The following is a 14,891-nucleotide window of genomic DNA, read 5'->3' as shown; positions in this document are numbered from 1 at the left end:
CCCCCAGAGGGGGTACCCCCATCGCCCCCGCGGCACGACTGCCCGCAGCTCGGTACGTCTGCCCACGGCTGTGTGGGCATGCGCCTGGGTCTTCGGGGCTCGGTGGGCCGGTCCGGCCGGGCCCCGTTCCGTAGGTATCTCCAAAACCGCATGTGCGTGTGCCGGAAGATGTGGCAGTTCCGGGGGGTGGGAGGGGTGGGGCACGATGGGGGTATGGCATCCACCCTTGAGCATCCGGGCGAGCAGGCCGCGCCGGACCCCGTCAAGCTGATCGCCGTCCGGGACACGCCGCTGTCGCTGGACGAAGTCTTCCGCGCCGTCGGGGACGACGCGGCCGGCGGGACCGCGCTGTTCGTGGGGACCGTGCGGAACCACGACGGGGGCGCCGACGTGGACGCGCTGGGGTACTCCTGCCATCCCTCCGCCGAGGCGGAGATGCGGCGGATCGCGGAGAAGGTGGTCGCCGACTACCCGGTGCGTGCCCTGGCCGCGGTCCATCGGGTGGGGGACCTCCGTGTGGGGGACCTGGCGGTGGTCGTCGCCGTGTCCTGCCCGCACCGCGGGGAGGCGTTCGAGGCCTGCCGGAAGCTGATCGACGACCTCAAGCACGAGGTGCCGATCTGGAAGCACCAGAGGTTCTCCGACGGCACCGAGGAGTGGGTCGGCGCCTGCTGAGCGTCGCCGCCCGGTCTCCGGTTGCGTAACCGCCCCCCTGACGTGAGCGTTGTCACTGCGGATGGTTAATCTGCTGATCAGTCAGATCGGTCGGATGCACAGTTCCGGTGGCTCGGACGGTAGGGAGGTCGGCATGGGGGCGCTCGTCTGGTTGCTGATTCCGCTGTTCGCCGCGATCGGCGCCGGGCTGTGGGGCAGCTGGGCGAACCGGACCCGCAAGTCCCGCGGCGACGGCCCGGAGCTCGACGGGTACGCCCGGTTCCGCGCCGCGATGGAGAAGTCCCACACGGGCAGCTGACCGGCGCGCGGGGCACGGCCGTGCGCCCGGGAGCGGCCCTGACGGTGTGCTGACAGACGCGTCCCGTACTGTCGTTCCATGCCACGCCGCACCGCGACGATGCTCGCCTCCACTCTGATGCTGATCGCACTCCTGTGCGCGGGAGTGCTGATCAAAGCGCCGTACTCCGAGATGTCCCCGGGACCCACCGTGAACACGCTCGGCGAGCACGACGGCGAGCCGGTGCTGCAGATCTCCGGGCACAGGACGTACCCGACCGACGGTCACCTCAACATGACCACCGTGCGCGTGACCAGCGCGAACTACCGTATGAGCCTGGTCGAGGCGGTCTACGGCTGGCTGGCGCGCGACAGCAAGGTCGTCCCGCACGAGACCCTCTACCCGAACGGCAAGACGGAAGAGGAGTCCACGCAGGAGAACGCCGAGGAGTTCAGCCAGTCCCAGGAGAGCGCCAAGGTCGCCGCCCTGAAGGAGCTGGGCATCCCGGTGAACTCCTGGGTGGTCGTCTCCACGGTGGTGAAGGGCTCGCCGTCCGAGGGCAAGCTGCACGCCGGTGACGTGATCAAGAAGGTCGACGGTACGGCGGTGAAGGAGCCGTCCGACGTCGCCGAACTGGTGACCAAGCACAAGCCCGGCCAGGACGTGGTCTTCACGATCGTGCCCGCGAAGGAGCAGGCCGCCGCGGAGAAGGAGCACCGCACGGCGACCGTGACGAAGGACGTGACGATCACCACGGCCACCTCGAACGACGGCGGTGCCCCGCGGGCCGTGGTGGGGATCTCCGCCGGGACCGATCACACGTTCCCGTTCACGATCGACATCAAGCTCGCGGACGTCGGCGGCCCGAGCGCCGGACTGATGTTCGCGCTCGGCATCTACGACAAGCTCACCCCCGGCAGCCTCACCGGCGGGAAGTTCGTCGCGGGCACCGGCACCATCGACGACGACGGCACCGTCGGCCCGATCGGCGGCGTCGAGATGAAGACGGTGGGGGCGCGCGACAAGGGCGCCCAATACTTCCTCACACCGGCCGAGAACTGCGCCGCCGCCGCGAAGGACACCCCGGACGGGCTGACCCTGGTCAAGGTGAAGACGATCTCCGACGCGCTGGACGCCCTGGAGGACATCCGCTCCGGGAACACCGCCGACCTGCCGAAGTGCACGACCAAGGGCTGACCCCGGCCGTCGGGGCGGGGACCGTGAGGACCGTCTCCTCGCAGGCCCCGCCCGGCGGGCTCACTCCTCGAACGTCGCCGCCAGCGCGTCCGCCAGCCCCGGCACCAGATCCGGGCCGGTGAGCACCTCCGTCGGCGAGTCCTTCTCGCGCAGCCTCAGCGCCGACTCGCGGGCGCCGTCACGCAGCACCGCGACCGTCATCCGGACCTCCTGCCGCTCGGGATGCTCGGCCACCCACTGCGTCAGCTTCTTCTCGTCCAGGCCCTCCGGGACCTGGGCCTCGGCGGACGGCGGCAGCATCAGCCGCTCCACGGTCAGCGCACATCCGGCCACCGCGTCGGGCCAGGCGATCGTGGCCAGGAACTCATCGAGCGGCCTGTCCGTTGCAATCTCGTCCTGCTCGATCGGGGTGAGACCGGCGGTCTGCTGCTCGTCCCCCAGGCCGAGCTGGGCGGCGAGGCCGGGTTCCTGAGCCCGCAGCTGCGCGGTGTCTACGAGGGCGAAAAGGCGTGCGGGCTGGTCCCAGCCGAGGCCGGAGGCGTACTCGTCGATCTCGAGCACGGCCCGGGTGAGCGGGCTCGCCGCCATGGGAGTGTTGGACATGGTCACAATCCTGCCTCGTTCCTGACCGGAATCGGGAACCGAGTAAAGGGTGAGTAAGTTGCTTATATGCGGGCCCGCGATCACAGCGGGCCACGGGGGGCCGGCGAACACGCGGGCCTGACGGAACGACAGCGAACTTCGAGGGGCGCACCTTGGCTTTCCAGATGCCGGACCGGGGCGGAGGCCCGACAGGGCCACGGATCAGAGTGGGCCGCCCGTCCCGGCGTGTCCGGACCCTGCTCATGACGCTGGGCGTCCTTGCGGTCCTCGGCATGGTCTTCACCATGTTCGCGGGCTTCTGGACGGACTGGCTCTGGTACAGGTCGGTGCACTACTCGTCCGTCTTCACCACCACCCTGTGGACCAAGATCGGACTGTTCTCCGTCTTCGGTCTGCTGATGGCGTCCGCCGTCGGCTTCAACATCTGGCTGGCCCACCGGCTGCGTCCGCCGCTGAGCGCGATGTCGATGGAGCAGCAGAGCCTCGACCGCTACCGGATGGGCATCGCGCCGTACAAGAAGTGGCTGCTGCTCGGCATCACCGCCCTGGTCGGTCTGATCGCCGGCGCCTCCGCCTCCAGCCAGTGGCGCACCTGGCTGATGTGGGTCAACGGCGTGCCCTTCCACGAGAAGGACCCCCAGTTCCACCTGGACGTCTCCTTCTACGCCTTCGACCTGCCCTGGTACCGGTTCCTGCTGGGCTTCGGCTTCGCCGCGACGATCCTGTCGCTGATCGCCGCCGCGCTCACCCACTACCTGTACGGCGGGCTCCGCGTCACCTCGCCCGGCGCGCGCGCCACCGCCGCCGCCACGGGGCACCTGTCGGTGCTGCTCGGCGTCTTCGTGTCGCTGAAGGCGGTCGCCTACTGGCTCGACCGGTACGGCCTCGCGGTGAAGTCCAGCGACTTCAAGGCGACCGACAACTGGACCGGCCTGCGGTACGTGGACGCCAACGCCTACCTCCCGGCGAAGACCATCCTGTTCTGCATCGCGGTCATCTGCGCGCTGCTGTTCTTCGCGACGCTGTGGCGGCGCACCTGGCAGCTCCCGGTGATCGGCTTCGGCCTGATGGTGCTCTCGGCGATCCTGATCGGCGGGCTGTACCCGGCGATCGTGCAGAAGTTCCAGGTCCAGCCGAACGAACAGGCCAAGGAAGCGCCGTACGTCCAGAAGAACCTGGCGGCGACGCGCAAGGCCTACGGCATCGACAACGCCCAGGTCAGCGAGTACCCGGGCGTCAGCAAGACCAAGGACAAGACGCAGCTGCGGGACGAAGTCGACAAGACCGCCAGCCTGCGCATCATCGACCCGAACGTGGTCTCGCCGACCTTCCAGCAGCTCCAGCAGATGCGGAAGTACTACGCGTTCCCGAACAACCTGGACGTCGACCGGTACAGCAAGGACGGCAAGGACCAGGACACCGTCATCGGTCTGCGGGAGCTGAACCTCGCCGGCGTCGACAAGCAGAACTGGATCAACACCCACTTCCGCTACACGCACGGCTACGGCGTGGTCGCCTCCAAGGGCACCGAGGCCACCACCGGCCAGTCCCCGGGCCGGCCGGTCTTCACCGAGTCCAACCTTCCCTCCGAGGGCGACCTCGGCAAGTACGAGCAGCGGATCTACTACGGCGAGAAGACGACGACGTACTCCATCGTCGGCGGCCCGCAGAAGGAGATCGACTACTCCGACGACGACGGTGAGAAGACCACCAGCTACCAGGGCGACAGTGGCGTCAACCTGGCCAACCCGTTCAACCGGGCCGCGTACGCGGTGGCCTTCGGCGAGCCGCAGATCCTGTACTCGGGCGCGATCGGCGAGGGCTCGCGCATCCTGTACAACCGCACGCCGAAGGAACGCGTCGAGTCCGTCGCCCCGTGGCTGACCATCGACGGCGACGCCTACCCGGCCGTCGTCGGCGACCGCATCCTGTGGATCGTGGACGCGTACACGACGACCAACGGCTACCCGTACTCGTCGCGGACGACCCTCGGTGACACCACCGCCGACTCGCTGACGGCGAACAACAACAGCCGCGCGGTGGTCGCCCAGCAGAACCAGGTCAACTACATCCGCAACTCGGTGAAGGCCACCGTCGACGCCTACAGCGGCGAGGTCAAGCTCTACGAGTGGGACACCGAGGACCCGGTGCTGAAGACGTGGAAGAAGGCCTTCCCCGGCACGGTCGAGCCCAAGAGCGCGATCTCCGCCGACCTGATGGCCCATCTCCGCTACCCGCAGGACCTGTTCAAGGTGCAGCGAGAGCTGCTGACCCGCTACCACGTGCGGGACGCCGACACCTTCCTCAGCGGCAGCGAGGTCTGGCAGGTGCCCGACGACCCGACCAACAAGTCGGGCGACGCGGTGCCGCCGTACTACCTGAGCATGAAGATGCCCGACCAGAAGCAGCAGGCGTTCTCGCTGACGACGACGTTCACACCGAACGGCCGGGACAACCTCAGCGCGTTCATGGCCGTCGACTCCGAGGCGGGCACCGGGGACTACGGCAAGATCAGAATCCTGAAGGTGCCGACCAGCTCCACCATCGACGGCCCCAAACAGGTGCAGAGCCAGTTCAACTCCAACTCGCAGCAGAACATCGCCGAGTTCGTCCGGCTGATCAGAGGCGGCGACTCGGAGATCGAGTACGGCAACCTGCTCACCGTGCCGCTGGACGGCGGACTGCTCTACGCCGAGCCGGTCTATGTCCGCGGCGGCGGACTCAAGTACCCGCTGCTGCGCAAGGTGTTGGTGACCTACGCGGGCACCACCGCGTTCGAGGACACCCTCGACGCCGCCCTCGACAAGGTCTTCGGCGCCACGGGCTCGACCACCGAACCCCCGGACGAGGGCACCGAGGAACCGCCCGCGACGAGCGACAACCCGACGGTGCGCGAGGCGCTCGCCGACGCCCAGAAGGCCTTCGACGCCGGCCAGGAAGCCCTGAAGAAGGGCGACTGGGAGGCGTACGGCAAGGCGCAGAAGGACCTGGAGACGGCGCTCCAGCGCGCCGAGGACGCCCAGGCCCAGGCCGAGAAGAACAGCGGCGGCAACAAGACGGGCACCGACGGCACCGGGGGTTCCGGCGCCGGCGCGAGCCCGAGCAAGAGCCCCAGCGGAAGCCCGAGTCCGCAATCCGGATGACCGGCCGCGTCCCGTGGTCGATCAGGCCCGCCCCGCGCCGTGATACGGTTGCCGAACAACGGCGCGGGGTGGAGCAGCTCGGTAGCTCGCTGGGCTCATAACCCAGAGGTCGCAGGTTCAAATCCTGTCCCCGCTACTGAAAGCCGAAGGCCCGGATCCCTCAGGATCCGGGCCTTCGACGTGTGCGAACGCATGTGCCGTCAAAGGTGACGGCCGTGCCGCGAGGGGGAGTTGGCCGATCTGTGTTTGACTTGTCTCTCTGTGGGCATGTCGACAAAACGCTGAAGTGACCTCACGGGCTGCGGTATACCGGGTGTACCCAGGTTGCAGGTGGTGCGACGATGGACGTTATGGGGGACAAGGCAACTCTGTTCGGGACAGGGCGATTTGTGCAGCCGTCCGGTGACGGGGAAGAGGGGGAGATCGTCGCCGAGCAGGCCGCGGAGGAGCTGCGTCAGCGCCTGGCCGCCGAGGCCGGGGACATCGAGGCCATGAGCGTCCTCGGCGCCATGCTGCTGCGCCGCGGCGACCTCGACGGAGCGGAACCCCATCTGCGCGCAGCGACCGCCGCCGGGGACCGGGCAGCCGCCAACAACCTGGGAGTCCTCCTCCACCAGCGCGGATACGCCGACGAAGCCGCCGGATGGTGGCGGATCGCGGCGGTCGCCGGTTCGGCGGCCGCCGCCCACGCATTGGGCCGCCATCACCGCGAACGCGGCGACGAACCCGCCGCCGAGTACTGGCTGCGCCAGTCCGCCGAACAGGGCCATGTCCTCGGCGCCTACGCCCTCGCCGACCTGCTGGAGCACCGCGGGGACGCGGACGCCGAGCGATGGATGCGGGCGGCGGCCGAGCGCGGGCACCGCGAGGCCGCCTACCGCCTGGCCCGCGCACTCGACCTGCGGTCCGGGCAGGAGCCCGGCGACGGCGACGGCGCCGGACCCGCCGAGGAGGCCGAGCAGTGGTACCGGCAGGCAGCCGCACGCGGCCACCGGCGGGCCGCGCTGCACCTCGGGGCGATCCTGGAGAGGCGCGGCGAGCTGAAGGAGGCCGGCCGCTGGTACCTCACCTCCGCCAAGGACGGGGAGGCCCGCGCCGCCTGCGCGCTCGGCTTCCTGCTGCGGGACGCCGGGGACAGCGAGAGCGCCGCCGTGTGGTGGCTGAGGGCCGCACAGGACGGCGACGGCAACGCCGCCAACGCGCTGGGCGCGCTGCACGCCGAGCGGGGCGAGACCCAGACCGCGGAGCGCTGGTACCGGGCGGCGATGGACGCCGGCGACGTCAACGGCGCGTACAACCTGGGGCTGCTCTGCGCCGAGCAGGGCCGGACCGCGCAGGCCGAACAGTGGTACCGGCGCGCCGCCTACGCCGGGCACCGGGAGGCCGCCAACGCCCTGGCGGTGCTGCTGCTCCAGGGCGGCGACGAGGCCGGGGCCGAGCCGTGGTTCTCCAAGGCGGCCGAGGCGGGCAGCGTGGACGCCGCCTTCAATCTCGGCATCCTGCACGCCAAGCGGGGCGAGGACGGCCTCGCGCTGCGCTGGTACGAGCGGGCGGCGGCGGCCGGTCACACCGAGGCGGCGCTCCAGGTCGGGATGGCCCGGCTGCGGGACGGCGACGAGCAGGAGGCCGAGCGGCATCTGCGGTGCGCGGCCGGCGGGGGCAGCGCCGAGGCGGCGTACCGGCTGGCGACGGTGCTGGACGCGCGGCGCCCGCCGTCCTCCGCGCACGAGCTGGGGGAGGCGCTGCACGAGAAGACGGAGTGCGAGGAGTGGTACGAGCGGGCCGCGTCCCAGGGCCACCGCCGGGCCCAGGTGCGGGTCGGGATGCTGGCCGCCGCGCGGGGCGACGTCGTGGAGGCGGCGCGCTGGTACCGGGAGGCCGCGGAGGCCGGCTCGCGCAACGGCGCGTTCAACCTGGGGCTGCTGCTGGCCCGCGAGGGCAGCGAGCCGGAGGCCGCGATGTGGTGGACCCGGGCGGCTGACGCCGGGCACGGGCGGGCGGCGCTGCGGCTGGCCCTCGTCTACGCGCGTCGGGGCGAGCTGGCCGAGGGGCAGCGGTGGGCCGACCGTGCCGTGTCGTTGGGGCCGGTCGAGGTCGCCGAGCGGGCGGCACGGCTGCGGGACGCGCTGCGCGAGGAACTGTCGGCGTGAGCGCAGGGGGGTCAAAGCCGCGTCCGGTCCCGCTCACGAAAGCGATTTGCTCCCGCAGGGGGCATTGACGTAATGTTGCGTTCACCGACGCGGGGTGGAGCAGCTCGGTAGCTCGCTGGGCTCATAACCCAGAGGTCGCAGGTTCAAATCCTGTCCCCGCTACTGAAGATCGAGGGCCGGAATCCGATGGGATTTCCGGCCCTCGACGCATGTCCGGCCCCGGTGCGCGGCCGGCCGCGACGGCCGGGCCAGGGCCGTGCCCGCACAGCCGTGCCCGCCGCCCCGCGTCCACCGCCCGCCGCCCGCGCCCGCCGGCACCCGGTGTGGCGGTGCCGATGCGCGGCGTGACCCACAGCCTTAAGGGACCTTTAAATACGCCTTAAGCTTGACTGCGCCCCGCCATGTTACCCGGGGTAGTCCCAGGTCAGAGGTTGATCTGTCAATCAGCCTTCCGGTTGGCAGAGGCAACCGGCCTGCGTATCGTCTGGGCCCACCCCGGCATACGCCGTGGTCATGAGAGCGCTCTCAGACTCAAGTTCACTCCCCACACAAGGTGTGTTCCCATGGCTACTCATCGCGCCCGCAGATGGTCCCTGGGAGGGCTGGCGACTCTGCTGTCCGCCGCCCTCGCCTCCGCCGTCCTGTTCACCGCATCGGACTCGGCGACCCATCGGGCGGACGCCGCCACCACCGCCGTCACCTGGTCCGACGAGTTCGACGGACCCGCCGGCAGCCTGCCCAGCGCCGCGAAGTGGACGCTGGAGACGGGCGGCGGCGGCTTCGGCAACCACGAGCTGGAGTACTACACGAACCGGCCGGACAACGTTTCCCTGGACGGCGCCGGCCACCTGGTCATCACCGCCCGCAAGAACACGGACACGTCCCTCACCTGCTGGTACGGCCCCTGCCAGTACACCTCGGCCCGTCTGAACACGGCCCGCACGTTCACGCAGAAGTACGGCCGCATCGAGGCGCGTATCAAGGTGCCGCGCGGCCAGGGCATGTGGCCGGCGTTCTGGATGCTGGGCGACGACCTCGGCAGCGCCGGATGGCCCGCCAGCGGTGAGATCGACATCATGGAGAACGTCGGATACGAGCCCGGCACGGTCCACGGCACCCTCCACGGGCCCGGCTACTCCGGCGGGGGCGGCATCGGGGCCGCGTACACGCTCCCGGACGGCAAGGCCTTCGCCGACGACTTCCATGTCTTCGCCGTCGACTGGAGCCCTTCCGCGATCAGCTGGTCCGTCGACGGCCGCACCTACCAGACCCGTACGCCCGCTGATGTGGGCGGCAACAAGTGGGTCTACGACCACCCGTTCTTCCTCCTGCTGAACCTCGCCGTCGGCGGTGACTGGCCCGGCAGCCCCGACGCGAACACCGCCTTCCCGCAGACGATGACCGTCGACTACGTCCGTGTCTCCGCCTCCGACTCGAGCGGCGGCACCGGCGGCACGGACCGTGTCGGCGCCCTCAAGGGCATCGGCGGTATGTGCGTGGACGTCGCCGGAGCCTCCTCGGCCGACGGCACCCCTGTCCAGCTGCACAACTGCACGGGCCACGAGGCCCAGCGGTGGACGACGGCCGCCGACGGCACCGTCCGCGCCCTCGGCAAGTGCCTGGACGTCAAGGGCGGTTCGCACGACGACGGCGCGGTCGTACAGCTCTACACCTGCAACGGCACCCCGGCCCAGAAGTGGACGTACACCGCCGCCCGCGATCTGACCAACGTCGGCGCGGACAAGTGCCTCGACGCCAAGGACAACTCGTCCGCCGACGGCACCCGGCTACAGATCTGGACCTGCTCGGGCAACGCCAACCAGAAGTGGACCTTCGGCTGAGCCGCTCGGCCCCACGCCACGACGCCGTCCCGCGGGGCGGAACACGCGGGCACCGGGCGCCCGGCGCTCCACCACCCCCCCACCCCCCACGAGCACTCCCCAAGGAGCACCCCATGGCACGACACCAGCGCAACCTCACCCGCCGCAAGATGCTCTTCGCCCTCGGCGGCGCCGCGGTCGGCATCCCGGCGATCGCCGGGATCGCCCCGCACGCCCTCGCCGGACAGAGCGACGGCGCGGCGACGAAGGCGGCCGGTTCGCTGCCGGTCACCGTGGTCAACAACAGCGGTTCCTTCACCAACGGTTCGGTGCATCTGTACGTCGTCGGCAACGCCGGCGGCAAGCAGGTCCGGCTCACCCCGGACGGCACACTCGCGCCGATCGCGCTGTCGGACAACGGCGCCGACGGCTTCACCGACTACGCGATACCGCTCTCCGGCAGCGGTGAGACCAAGCTGAACCTGCCGTACATGTCCGGCCGTATCTATGTCTCGCTCGGCGCCAAACTGAAGTTCAAGGCCGTGACCGACGGCGCCGGCAACGCCGCGCTCCAGTACCCGGCGGGCTGGGTGAAGTCCGATCCCAACTACGGGGTGCTGCACGATTGTGCCGAGTTCACGTTCAACGAGGCCGGGATGTTCTGCAACACCACCATGGTGGACATGTTCAGCATCCCCATGAGCATCCGCCTGACCGGGGAGCGGGACCAGACGACGGGCACCGTGCGGGAGGGCGGGCGCGCCGACGCCTTCGCCGCGCTGCGGCGTGTGGAGGAGTTCGCCCCGCTGGTCGTGGACGACACGCGGATCATCGCGCCGGGGCACGGTCTGGACGCGGGCCTGTTCGCCGAGGACTACTTCGCGCCGTACATCGACGAGGTGTGGAGCACGTACACCGGCAAGGACCTCACGGTCACCACGAACGCCGGTACGTTCACCGGGCGGGTCCGCGGCGAGCGGTTCACGTTCGACGGGCCCGCGCAGGTGTCGTTCGCCAAGCCCTCCACCCGTGACGTGCTGTTCTGCGACGGCAATCTGGCCGCCCCCAACGACGGCACCACCGGACCCGTCGCGGCGGTCCTCGGCGCCGCGTTCAACCGGTCGACGCTGATCAGCCACCCCGCGCAGCCCACCACCGACGCGGGCGACTTCTACCGGGGCGAGCTGACCAACCACTACGCGCGCGTGGTGCACGAGGCCACGGTGGACGGCAGGGCGTACGGGTTCGCGTTCGACGACGTGGCGGACTTCGCGTCGTACATCCAGGACACCGAGCCGACCGGCTTCACCCTCACCCTGACGGCGTTCTGACCCTGCTCCGAAGCGCCCCCCTTATGAAGAGGCGCCGCACCCCTCACGGGAGTGCGGCGCCTTCGTCGTGTACGGCCGTCGGCTGTGCGGTGATCCGGCTAGGTCGCCGAGCAGTTCGGACACAGCCCCCGGTACGTCACCTCGACGTCGGAGACGGTGAAGCCGAAGCGTTCCGAGTCGGGCAGGTCGGCGAGCGGGTTGCCGGTCGGGTGGACGTCACGGATCGCGCCGCATCCGGCGCAGACCAGGTGATGGTGCGGACGGTGCGCGTTGGGGTCGTACCGCTTGGCGCGCTTGTCCGTGGTGACCTCGAGCACCTCGCCGAGGGACACCAGCTCGCCCAGCGTGTTGTAGACGGTCGCCCGGGAGATCTCGGGGAGCTTGGCGACAGCCCTGGCATGCACCTCGTCGGCCGTCAGATGGACGTGCTCGCCGTCGAGGACCTCGGCCACCACACGCCGTTGCGCGGTCATGCGCCATCCGCGTCCGCGAAGCCGTTCCAGAAGGTCACTCATGGCAACAGCCTAACAGCAGCGAGGCCGAAATCCGAACAGGTGTGACTTAAGACGTCACATTGACTTGGACTAAGTCCAATGTAGGATCGAGAACGGCTTTGGCCAAGGGACAGGAAAGACGACGAGGCGCAGGAGGCCACGTGACTCAGGGACCGCTCACGACGGAGGCCGGTGCTCCGGTCGCCGACAACCAGAACAGCGAGACCGCGGGGGTCGGCGGCCCGGTGCTCGTGCAGGACCAGCTCCTGCTGGAGAAGCTGGCGCACTTCAACCGCGAGCGCATCCCGGAGCGGGTCGTGCACGCGCGGGGCGCCGGCGCCTACGGCACCTTCACCGTGACCGCCGACGTCACCCCGTACACGCGGGCCGCGTTCCTCTCCGAGGTCGGCAAGGAGACCGAGGTCTTCCTGCGCTTCTCGACCGTGGCCGGCAACCTCGGTGCCGCCGACGCGGTCCGTGACCCGCGCGGTTTCGCGGTGAAGTTCTACACCGAGGAGGGCAACTACGACCTCGTCGGCAACAACACCCCGGTGTTCTTCATCCGGGACGCGATCAAGTTCCCCGACTTCATCCACACCCAGAAGCGCGACCCGTACACGGGCAGCCAGGAAGCGGACAACGTCTGGGACTTCTGGGGGCTGTCGCCGGAGTCCACGCACCAAGTGACGTGGCTGTTCGGCGACCGCGGCATCCCGGCCTCGTACCGGCACATGGACGGCTTCGGCTCGCACGCCTTCCAGTGGAACAACGAGGCCGGCGAGGTCTTCTGGGTCAAGTACCACTTCAAGACCGACCAGGGGATCAAGAACCTCACCGCCGAGGAGGCGGAGGTCCTCGCCGGCAAGGACCCCGACTCGCACCAGCGCGACCTGCGCGAGGCCATCGAGCGCGGCGAGTACCCGAGCTGGACCGTCGGTGTGCAGATCATGCCGGCGGCCGACGCGGCGACGTACCGCTTCAACCCGTTCGACCTGACCAAGGTGTGGCCGCACGCCGACTACCCGGTCATCGAGATCGGCAAGCTGGAGCTGAACCGCAACCCGCAGAACATCTTCGCCGAGGTCGAGCAGTCGATCTTCAGCCCGGCCCACTTCGTGCCCGGCATCGGCCCGTCGCCCGACAAGATGCTCCAGGGGCGGCTCTTCGCGTACGGCGACGCCCACCGCTACCGCGTCGGCATCAACGCCGACCACCTGCCGGTCAACCGCCCGCACGCAGCCGAGGCGCGCACCAACTCGCGCGATGGCCACCTGTACGACGGGCGGCACGGCGGCGCCAAGAACTACGAGCCGAACAGCTTCGGCGGGCCGCAGCAGACGGGCCGCCCGCTGTGGCAGCCGTTCGACGGGTTCGCCGCCGGCACGGGCAACCACCCCACGCCCGTCCACGCCGAGGACGACGACTTCGTACAAGCGGGCAACCTGTACCGGCTGATGAGCGAGGACGAGAAGGAACGCCTCGTCGCCAATCTCGCCGGGTCCATCTCCCAGGTGTCCCGCGACGAGATCGCCGAGCGGGCCATCGGCAACTTCCGTCGGGCCGACGCCGACTTCGGCCGGCGCCTGGAGGCCGCGGTGAAGGCGCTGCGCGCCTGACCCGCGCCCGCTGCCGCACTCACGGCCCGGTGGGGGCCCATTGAGGGGGCCGGCCCACCGGGCCTTCGCCGAGGCTCAGCCGACGGGCTCGGTCCGGGCCGGTACGCGCGCGTGCCGGCGGGCCGGGGCCCAGCAGCGGATGATGTCGCGGACCGAGACGATGCCGCTGATCTCGCCGCGGTCGAGCACGATGAGATGGCGGAAGCCGCCGTGCGTCATGGCGTGCGCCGCCTCCTCCAGGGTCCACGTCGGCGCCGCGAACACGACGTCCGTGGTGGTGTGGTCGTGGGCGCGTTCGGTGTCGGGGTCCTGGCCGAGGCCGACCGAGTTGAGGATGTCGCGTTCGGTGAGGATGCCGATGCCGCCGGCGTCCGGGTCGTGCACCACCGCCGCGCCCACCTTGCGGGCGGACATCAGGGTGGCTGCCTGGCGGAGAGTGTGACGGGGGCCGATGGTGAGGACCACAGTGCTCATGGCGTCGCGGACGAGCATGTCTTGAGCCACCTCCTGGGGGTGCCCCCACTGCTTGTCTTCTCGGGTCCGGTCCCTGCGTGTCACCGGCCGGTGTGCCGGCCGGCTTCCCGCTTGTTCTCTGTTTCACAAATTCACAAGTGGGGGGACTCCCAGAGTGGCAGGCAAAGAGGGAGTCAACAAGAGGGCGCTCAGGCGTGCACGGGGGCGCTCTTCAGGGGCACCGGACGCCGCGGTGTCCCGCGACGCCCGCAGCGGCGCGCCCGACGGCTCAGTACCGCCCGTTGAGATACCCCAGCAGATCGTCATGGAGCAGGCCGTTGGAGGCGGCGGCGTTGCCGCTGTGCGGGCCCGGGCGCCCGTCGAGCCCGGTGAACGTGCCGCCCGCCTCCGTCACGACGATCGCGTTCGCGGCCATGTCCCACAGCGACAGCTCGGGCTCCGCGCACAGGTCGACCGCGCCCTCCGCGACCATCATGTACGGCCAGAAGTCGCCGTACGCGCGCGTGCGCCACACCTGCCGGGTGAGGTCGAGGAACCCGTCGAGGCGGCCCTGCTCCTCCCAGCCGGACAGCGACGAGTACGCGAAGGAGGCGTCCGCGAGGCTGCTCACCCGCGAGACATGGATACGGGTCGCCGACGACAGACTGCGGCCCGTGTACGCGCCGTGCCCCTTCGCCGCCCACCAGCGGCGCCCCAGGGCGGGGGCCGAGACGACGCCGACGACAGGCTGGTAGCCGCCCTCGCCCGCCTCCATCAACGAGATCAGCGTGGCCCACACGGGCACGCCGCGGACGTAGTTCTTGGTGCCGTCGATCGGGTCGACGACCCAGCGGCGCGGGCCTGTGCCCTCGACGCCGTACTCCTCACCGAGGATCGCGTCACGGGGGCGGGCGCGCTGGAGGTGGCCGCGGATCAGCTCCTCCGCGGCCTTGTCCGCTTCGCTGACCGGGGTCATGTCCGGCTTCGTCTCGACCTTGAGGTCGAGGGCCTTGAACCGGTCCATGGTGGTGGCGTCGGCCGCGTCCGCGAGGACGTGGGCGAAGCGGAGGTCGTCGAGGTAGTCGGGCATGTCGGCACCGTATCCGGCGGGCTCGGGGTGGTGCCAGGGGGG

General features: G+C 70.2%; 12 protein-coding genes and 2 tRNA genes. 10 read left to right on the top strand and 4 right to left on the bottom strand.

From position 1 onward, the window contains the following. Positions 1-213 precede the first annotated feature (213 nt). The 3 genes from MTQ10_RS18350 (at position 214) to MTQ10_RS18340 (ending at position 2,149) form a co-directional block, all read left to right on the top strand. Positions 214-675, top strand: coding sequence for a molybdenum cofactor biosynthesis protein MoaE (locus tag MTQ10_RS18350; protein WP_247469450.1), 462 nt, complete (start codon positions 214-216; stop codon positions 673-675). Positions 676-808: 133 nt separating this feature from the next. Next, positions 809-973, top strand: coding sequence for a hypothetical protein (locus tag MTQ10_RS18345; RefSeq protein WP_247469448.1), 165 nt, complete (start codon positions 809-811; stop codon positions 971-973). A 78-nt stretch (positions 974-1,051) separates the two neighbouring features. Next, on the top strand, positions 1,052-2,149 hold the full coding sequence (locus MTQ10_RS18340) for a YlbL family protein (RefSeq protein WP_247469446.1): 1,098 nt from the start codon (positions 1,052-1,054) through the stop codon (positions 2,147-2,149). Positions 2,150-2,209: 60 nt separating this feature from the next. Here MTQ10_RS18340 and MTQ10_RS18335 read toward each other — a convergent pair whose 3' ends face one another. Further along, on the bottom strand, positions 2,210-2,752 hold the full coding sequence (locus MTQ10_RS18335; RefSeq protein WP_247469444.1) for a PPA1309 family protein: 543 nt from the start codon (positions 2,750-2,752) through the stop codon (positions 2,210-2,212). 164 nt (positions 2,753-2,916) lie between these two features. On the opposite strand from MTQ10_RS18335, the gene MTQ10_RS18330 reads away from it, so the two are divergent. The 6 genes from MTQ10_RS18330 to MTQ10_RS18305 all read left to right on the top strand — a co-directional run bounded on the left by MTQ10_RS18330 (position 2,917) and on the right by MTQ10_RS18305 (position 11,196). Beyond that, the gene (locus MTQ10_RS18330; RefSeq protein ID WP_247469454.1) at positions 2,917-5,895 is read left to right on the top strand and encodes a UPF0182 family membrane protein; all 2,979 of its coding nucleotides are present in this window, start codon (positions 2,917-2,919) and stop codon (positions 5,893-5,895) included. Positions 5,896-5,957: 62 nt separating this feature from the next. Next, a tRNA-Met gene (locus tag MTQ10_RS18325) sits at positions 5,958-6,031 on the top strand. A 205-nt stretch (positions 6,032-6,236) separates the two neighbouring features. Further along, the gene (locus MTQ10_RS18320; protein ID WP_247469443.1) at positions 6,237-8,045 is read left to right on the top strand and encodes a tetratricopeptide repeat protein; all 1,809 of its coding nucleotides are present in this window, start codon (positions 6,237-6,239) and stop codon (positions 8,043-8,045) included. Positions 8,046-8,133: 88 nt separating this feature from the next. After that, positions 8,134-8,207, top strand: a tRNA-Met gene (locus tag MTQ10_RS18315). Between the two features lie 401 nt (positions 8,208-8,608). Beyond that, positions 8,609-9,886, top strand: a complete 1,278-nt coding sequence (locus tag MTQ10_RS18310; RefSeq protein ID WP_247469441.1) for a glycoside hydrolase family 16 protein — start codon at positions 8,609-8,611, stop codon at positions 9,884-9,886. 113 nt (positions 9,887-9,999) lie between these two features. After that, on the top strand, positions 10,000-11,196 hold the full coding sequence (locus MTQ10_RS18305; RefSeq protein ID WP_247469440.1) for a glycoside hydrolase family 64 protein: 1,197 nt from the start codon (positions 10,000-10,002) through the stop codon (positions 11,194-11,196). A gap of 98 nt (positions 11,197-11,294) precedes the next feature. On the opposite strand, the gene MTQ10_RS18300 is transcribed toward MTQ10_RS18305, so the two are convergent. Further along, positions 11,295-11,711: a Fur family transcriptional regulator gene (locus tag MTQ10_RS18300; RefSeq protein ID WP_247469438.1), complete on the bottom strand. Its 417-nt coding sequence runs from the start codon at positions 11,709-11,711 to the stop codon at positions 11,295-11,297. 140 nt (positions 11,712-11,851) lie between these two features. On the opposite strand from MTQ10_RS18300, the gene MTQ10_RS18295 reads away from it, so the two are divergent. Beyond that, positions 11,852-13,306, top strand: coding sequence for a catalase (locus tag MTQ10_RS18295; protein ID WP_247469436.1), 1,455 nt, complete (start codon positions 11,852-11,854; stop codon positions 13,304-13,306). 75 nt (positions 13,307-13,381) lie between these two features. On the opposite strand, the gene MTQ10_RS18290 is transcribed toward MTQ10_RS18295, so the two are convergent. Together MTQ10_RS18290 and hisN are read right to left on the bottom strand one after the other, a co-directional pair. Continuing rightward, positions 13,382-13,798: a CBS domain-containing protein gene (locus tag MTQ10_RS18290; protein WP_247469434.1), complete on the bottom strand. Its 417-nt coding sequence runs from the start codon at positions 13,796-13,798 to the stop codon at positions 13,382-13,384. 250 nt (positions 13,799-14,048) lie between these two features. Next, a complete protein-coding gene (gene hisN / locus MTQ10_RS18285) occupies positions 14,049-14,849 on the bottom strand; it encodes a histidinol-phosphatase (protein WP_247469452.1) in 801 nt (266 codons plus the stop codon). Positions 14,850-14,891: the final 42 nt, after the last annotated feature.

Source organism: Streptomyces sp. XM83C, assembly GCF_023072675.1.
In the GTDB taxonomy this organism is placed as follows: domain Bacteria; phylum Actinomycetota; class Actinomycetes; order Streptomycetales; family Streptomycetaceae; genus Streptomyces; species Streptomyces thermocoprophilus.
This window is presented reverse-complemented; position numbering and strand designations above follow the sequence as displayed.

Coding starts and splice junctions, on each gene's coding strand:
- MTQ10_RS18350 (WP_247469450.1), top strand. CDS start 214: ATGGCATCCACCCTTGAGCATCCGGGCGAGCAGGCCGCGCCGGACCCC.
- MTQ10_RS18345 (WP_247469448.1), top strand. CDS start 809: ATGGGGGCGCTCGTCTGGTTGCTGATTCCGCTGTTCGCCGCGATCGGC.
- MTQ10_RS18340 (WP_247469446.1), top strand. CDS start 1,052: ATGCCACGCCGCACCGCGACGATGCTCGCCTCCACTCTGATGCTGATC.
- MTQ10_RS18335 (WP_247469444.1), bottom strand. CDS start 2,752: ATGTCCAACACTCCCATGGCGGCGAGCCCGCTCACCCGGGCCGTGCTC.
- MTQ10_RS18330 (WP_247469454.1), top strand. CDS start 2,917: ATGCCGGACCGGGGCGGAGGCCCGACAGGGCCACGGATCAGAGTGGGC.
- MTQ10_RS18320 (WP_247469443.1), top strand. CDS start 6,237: ATGGACGTTATGGGGGACAAGGCAACTCTGTTCGGGACAGGGCGATTT.
- MTQ10_RS18310 (WP_247469441.1), top strand. CDS start 8,609: ATGGCTACTCATCGCGCCCGCAGATGGTCCCTGGGAGGGCTGGCGACT.
- MTQ10_RS18305 (WP_247469440.1), top strand. CDS start 10,000: ATGGCACGACACCAGCGCAACCTCACCCGCCGCAAGATGCTCTTCGCC.
- MTQ10_RS18300 (WP_247469438.1), bottom strand. CDS start 11,711: ATGAGTGACCTTCTGGAACGGCTTCGCGGACGCGGATGGCGCATGACC.
- MTQ10_RS18290 (WP_247469434.1), bottom strand. CDS start 13,798: ATGCTCGTCCGCGACGCCATGAGCACTGTGGTCCTCACCATCGGCCCC.
- hisN (WP_247469452.1), bottom strand. CDS start 14,849: ATGCCCGACTACCTCGACGACCTCCGCTTCGCCCACGTCCTCGCGGAC.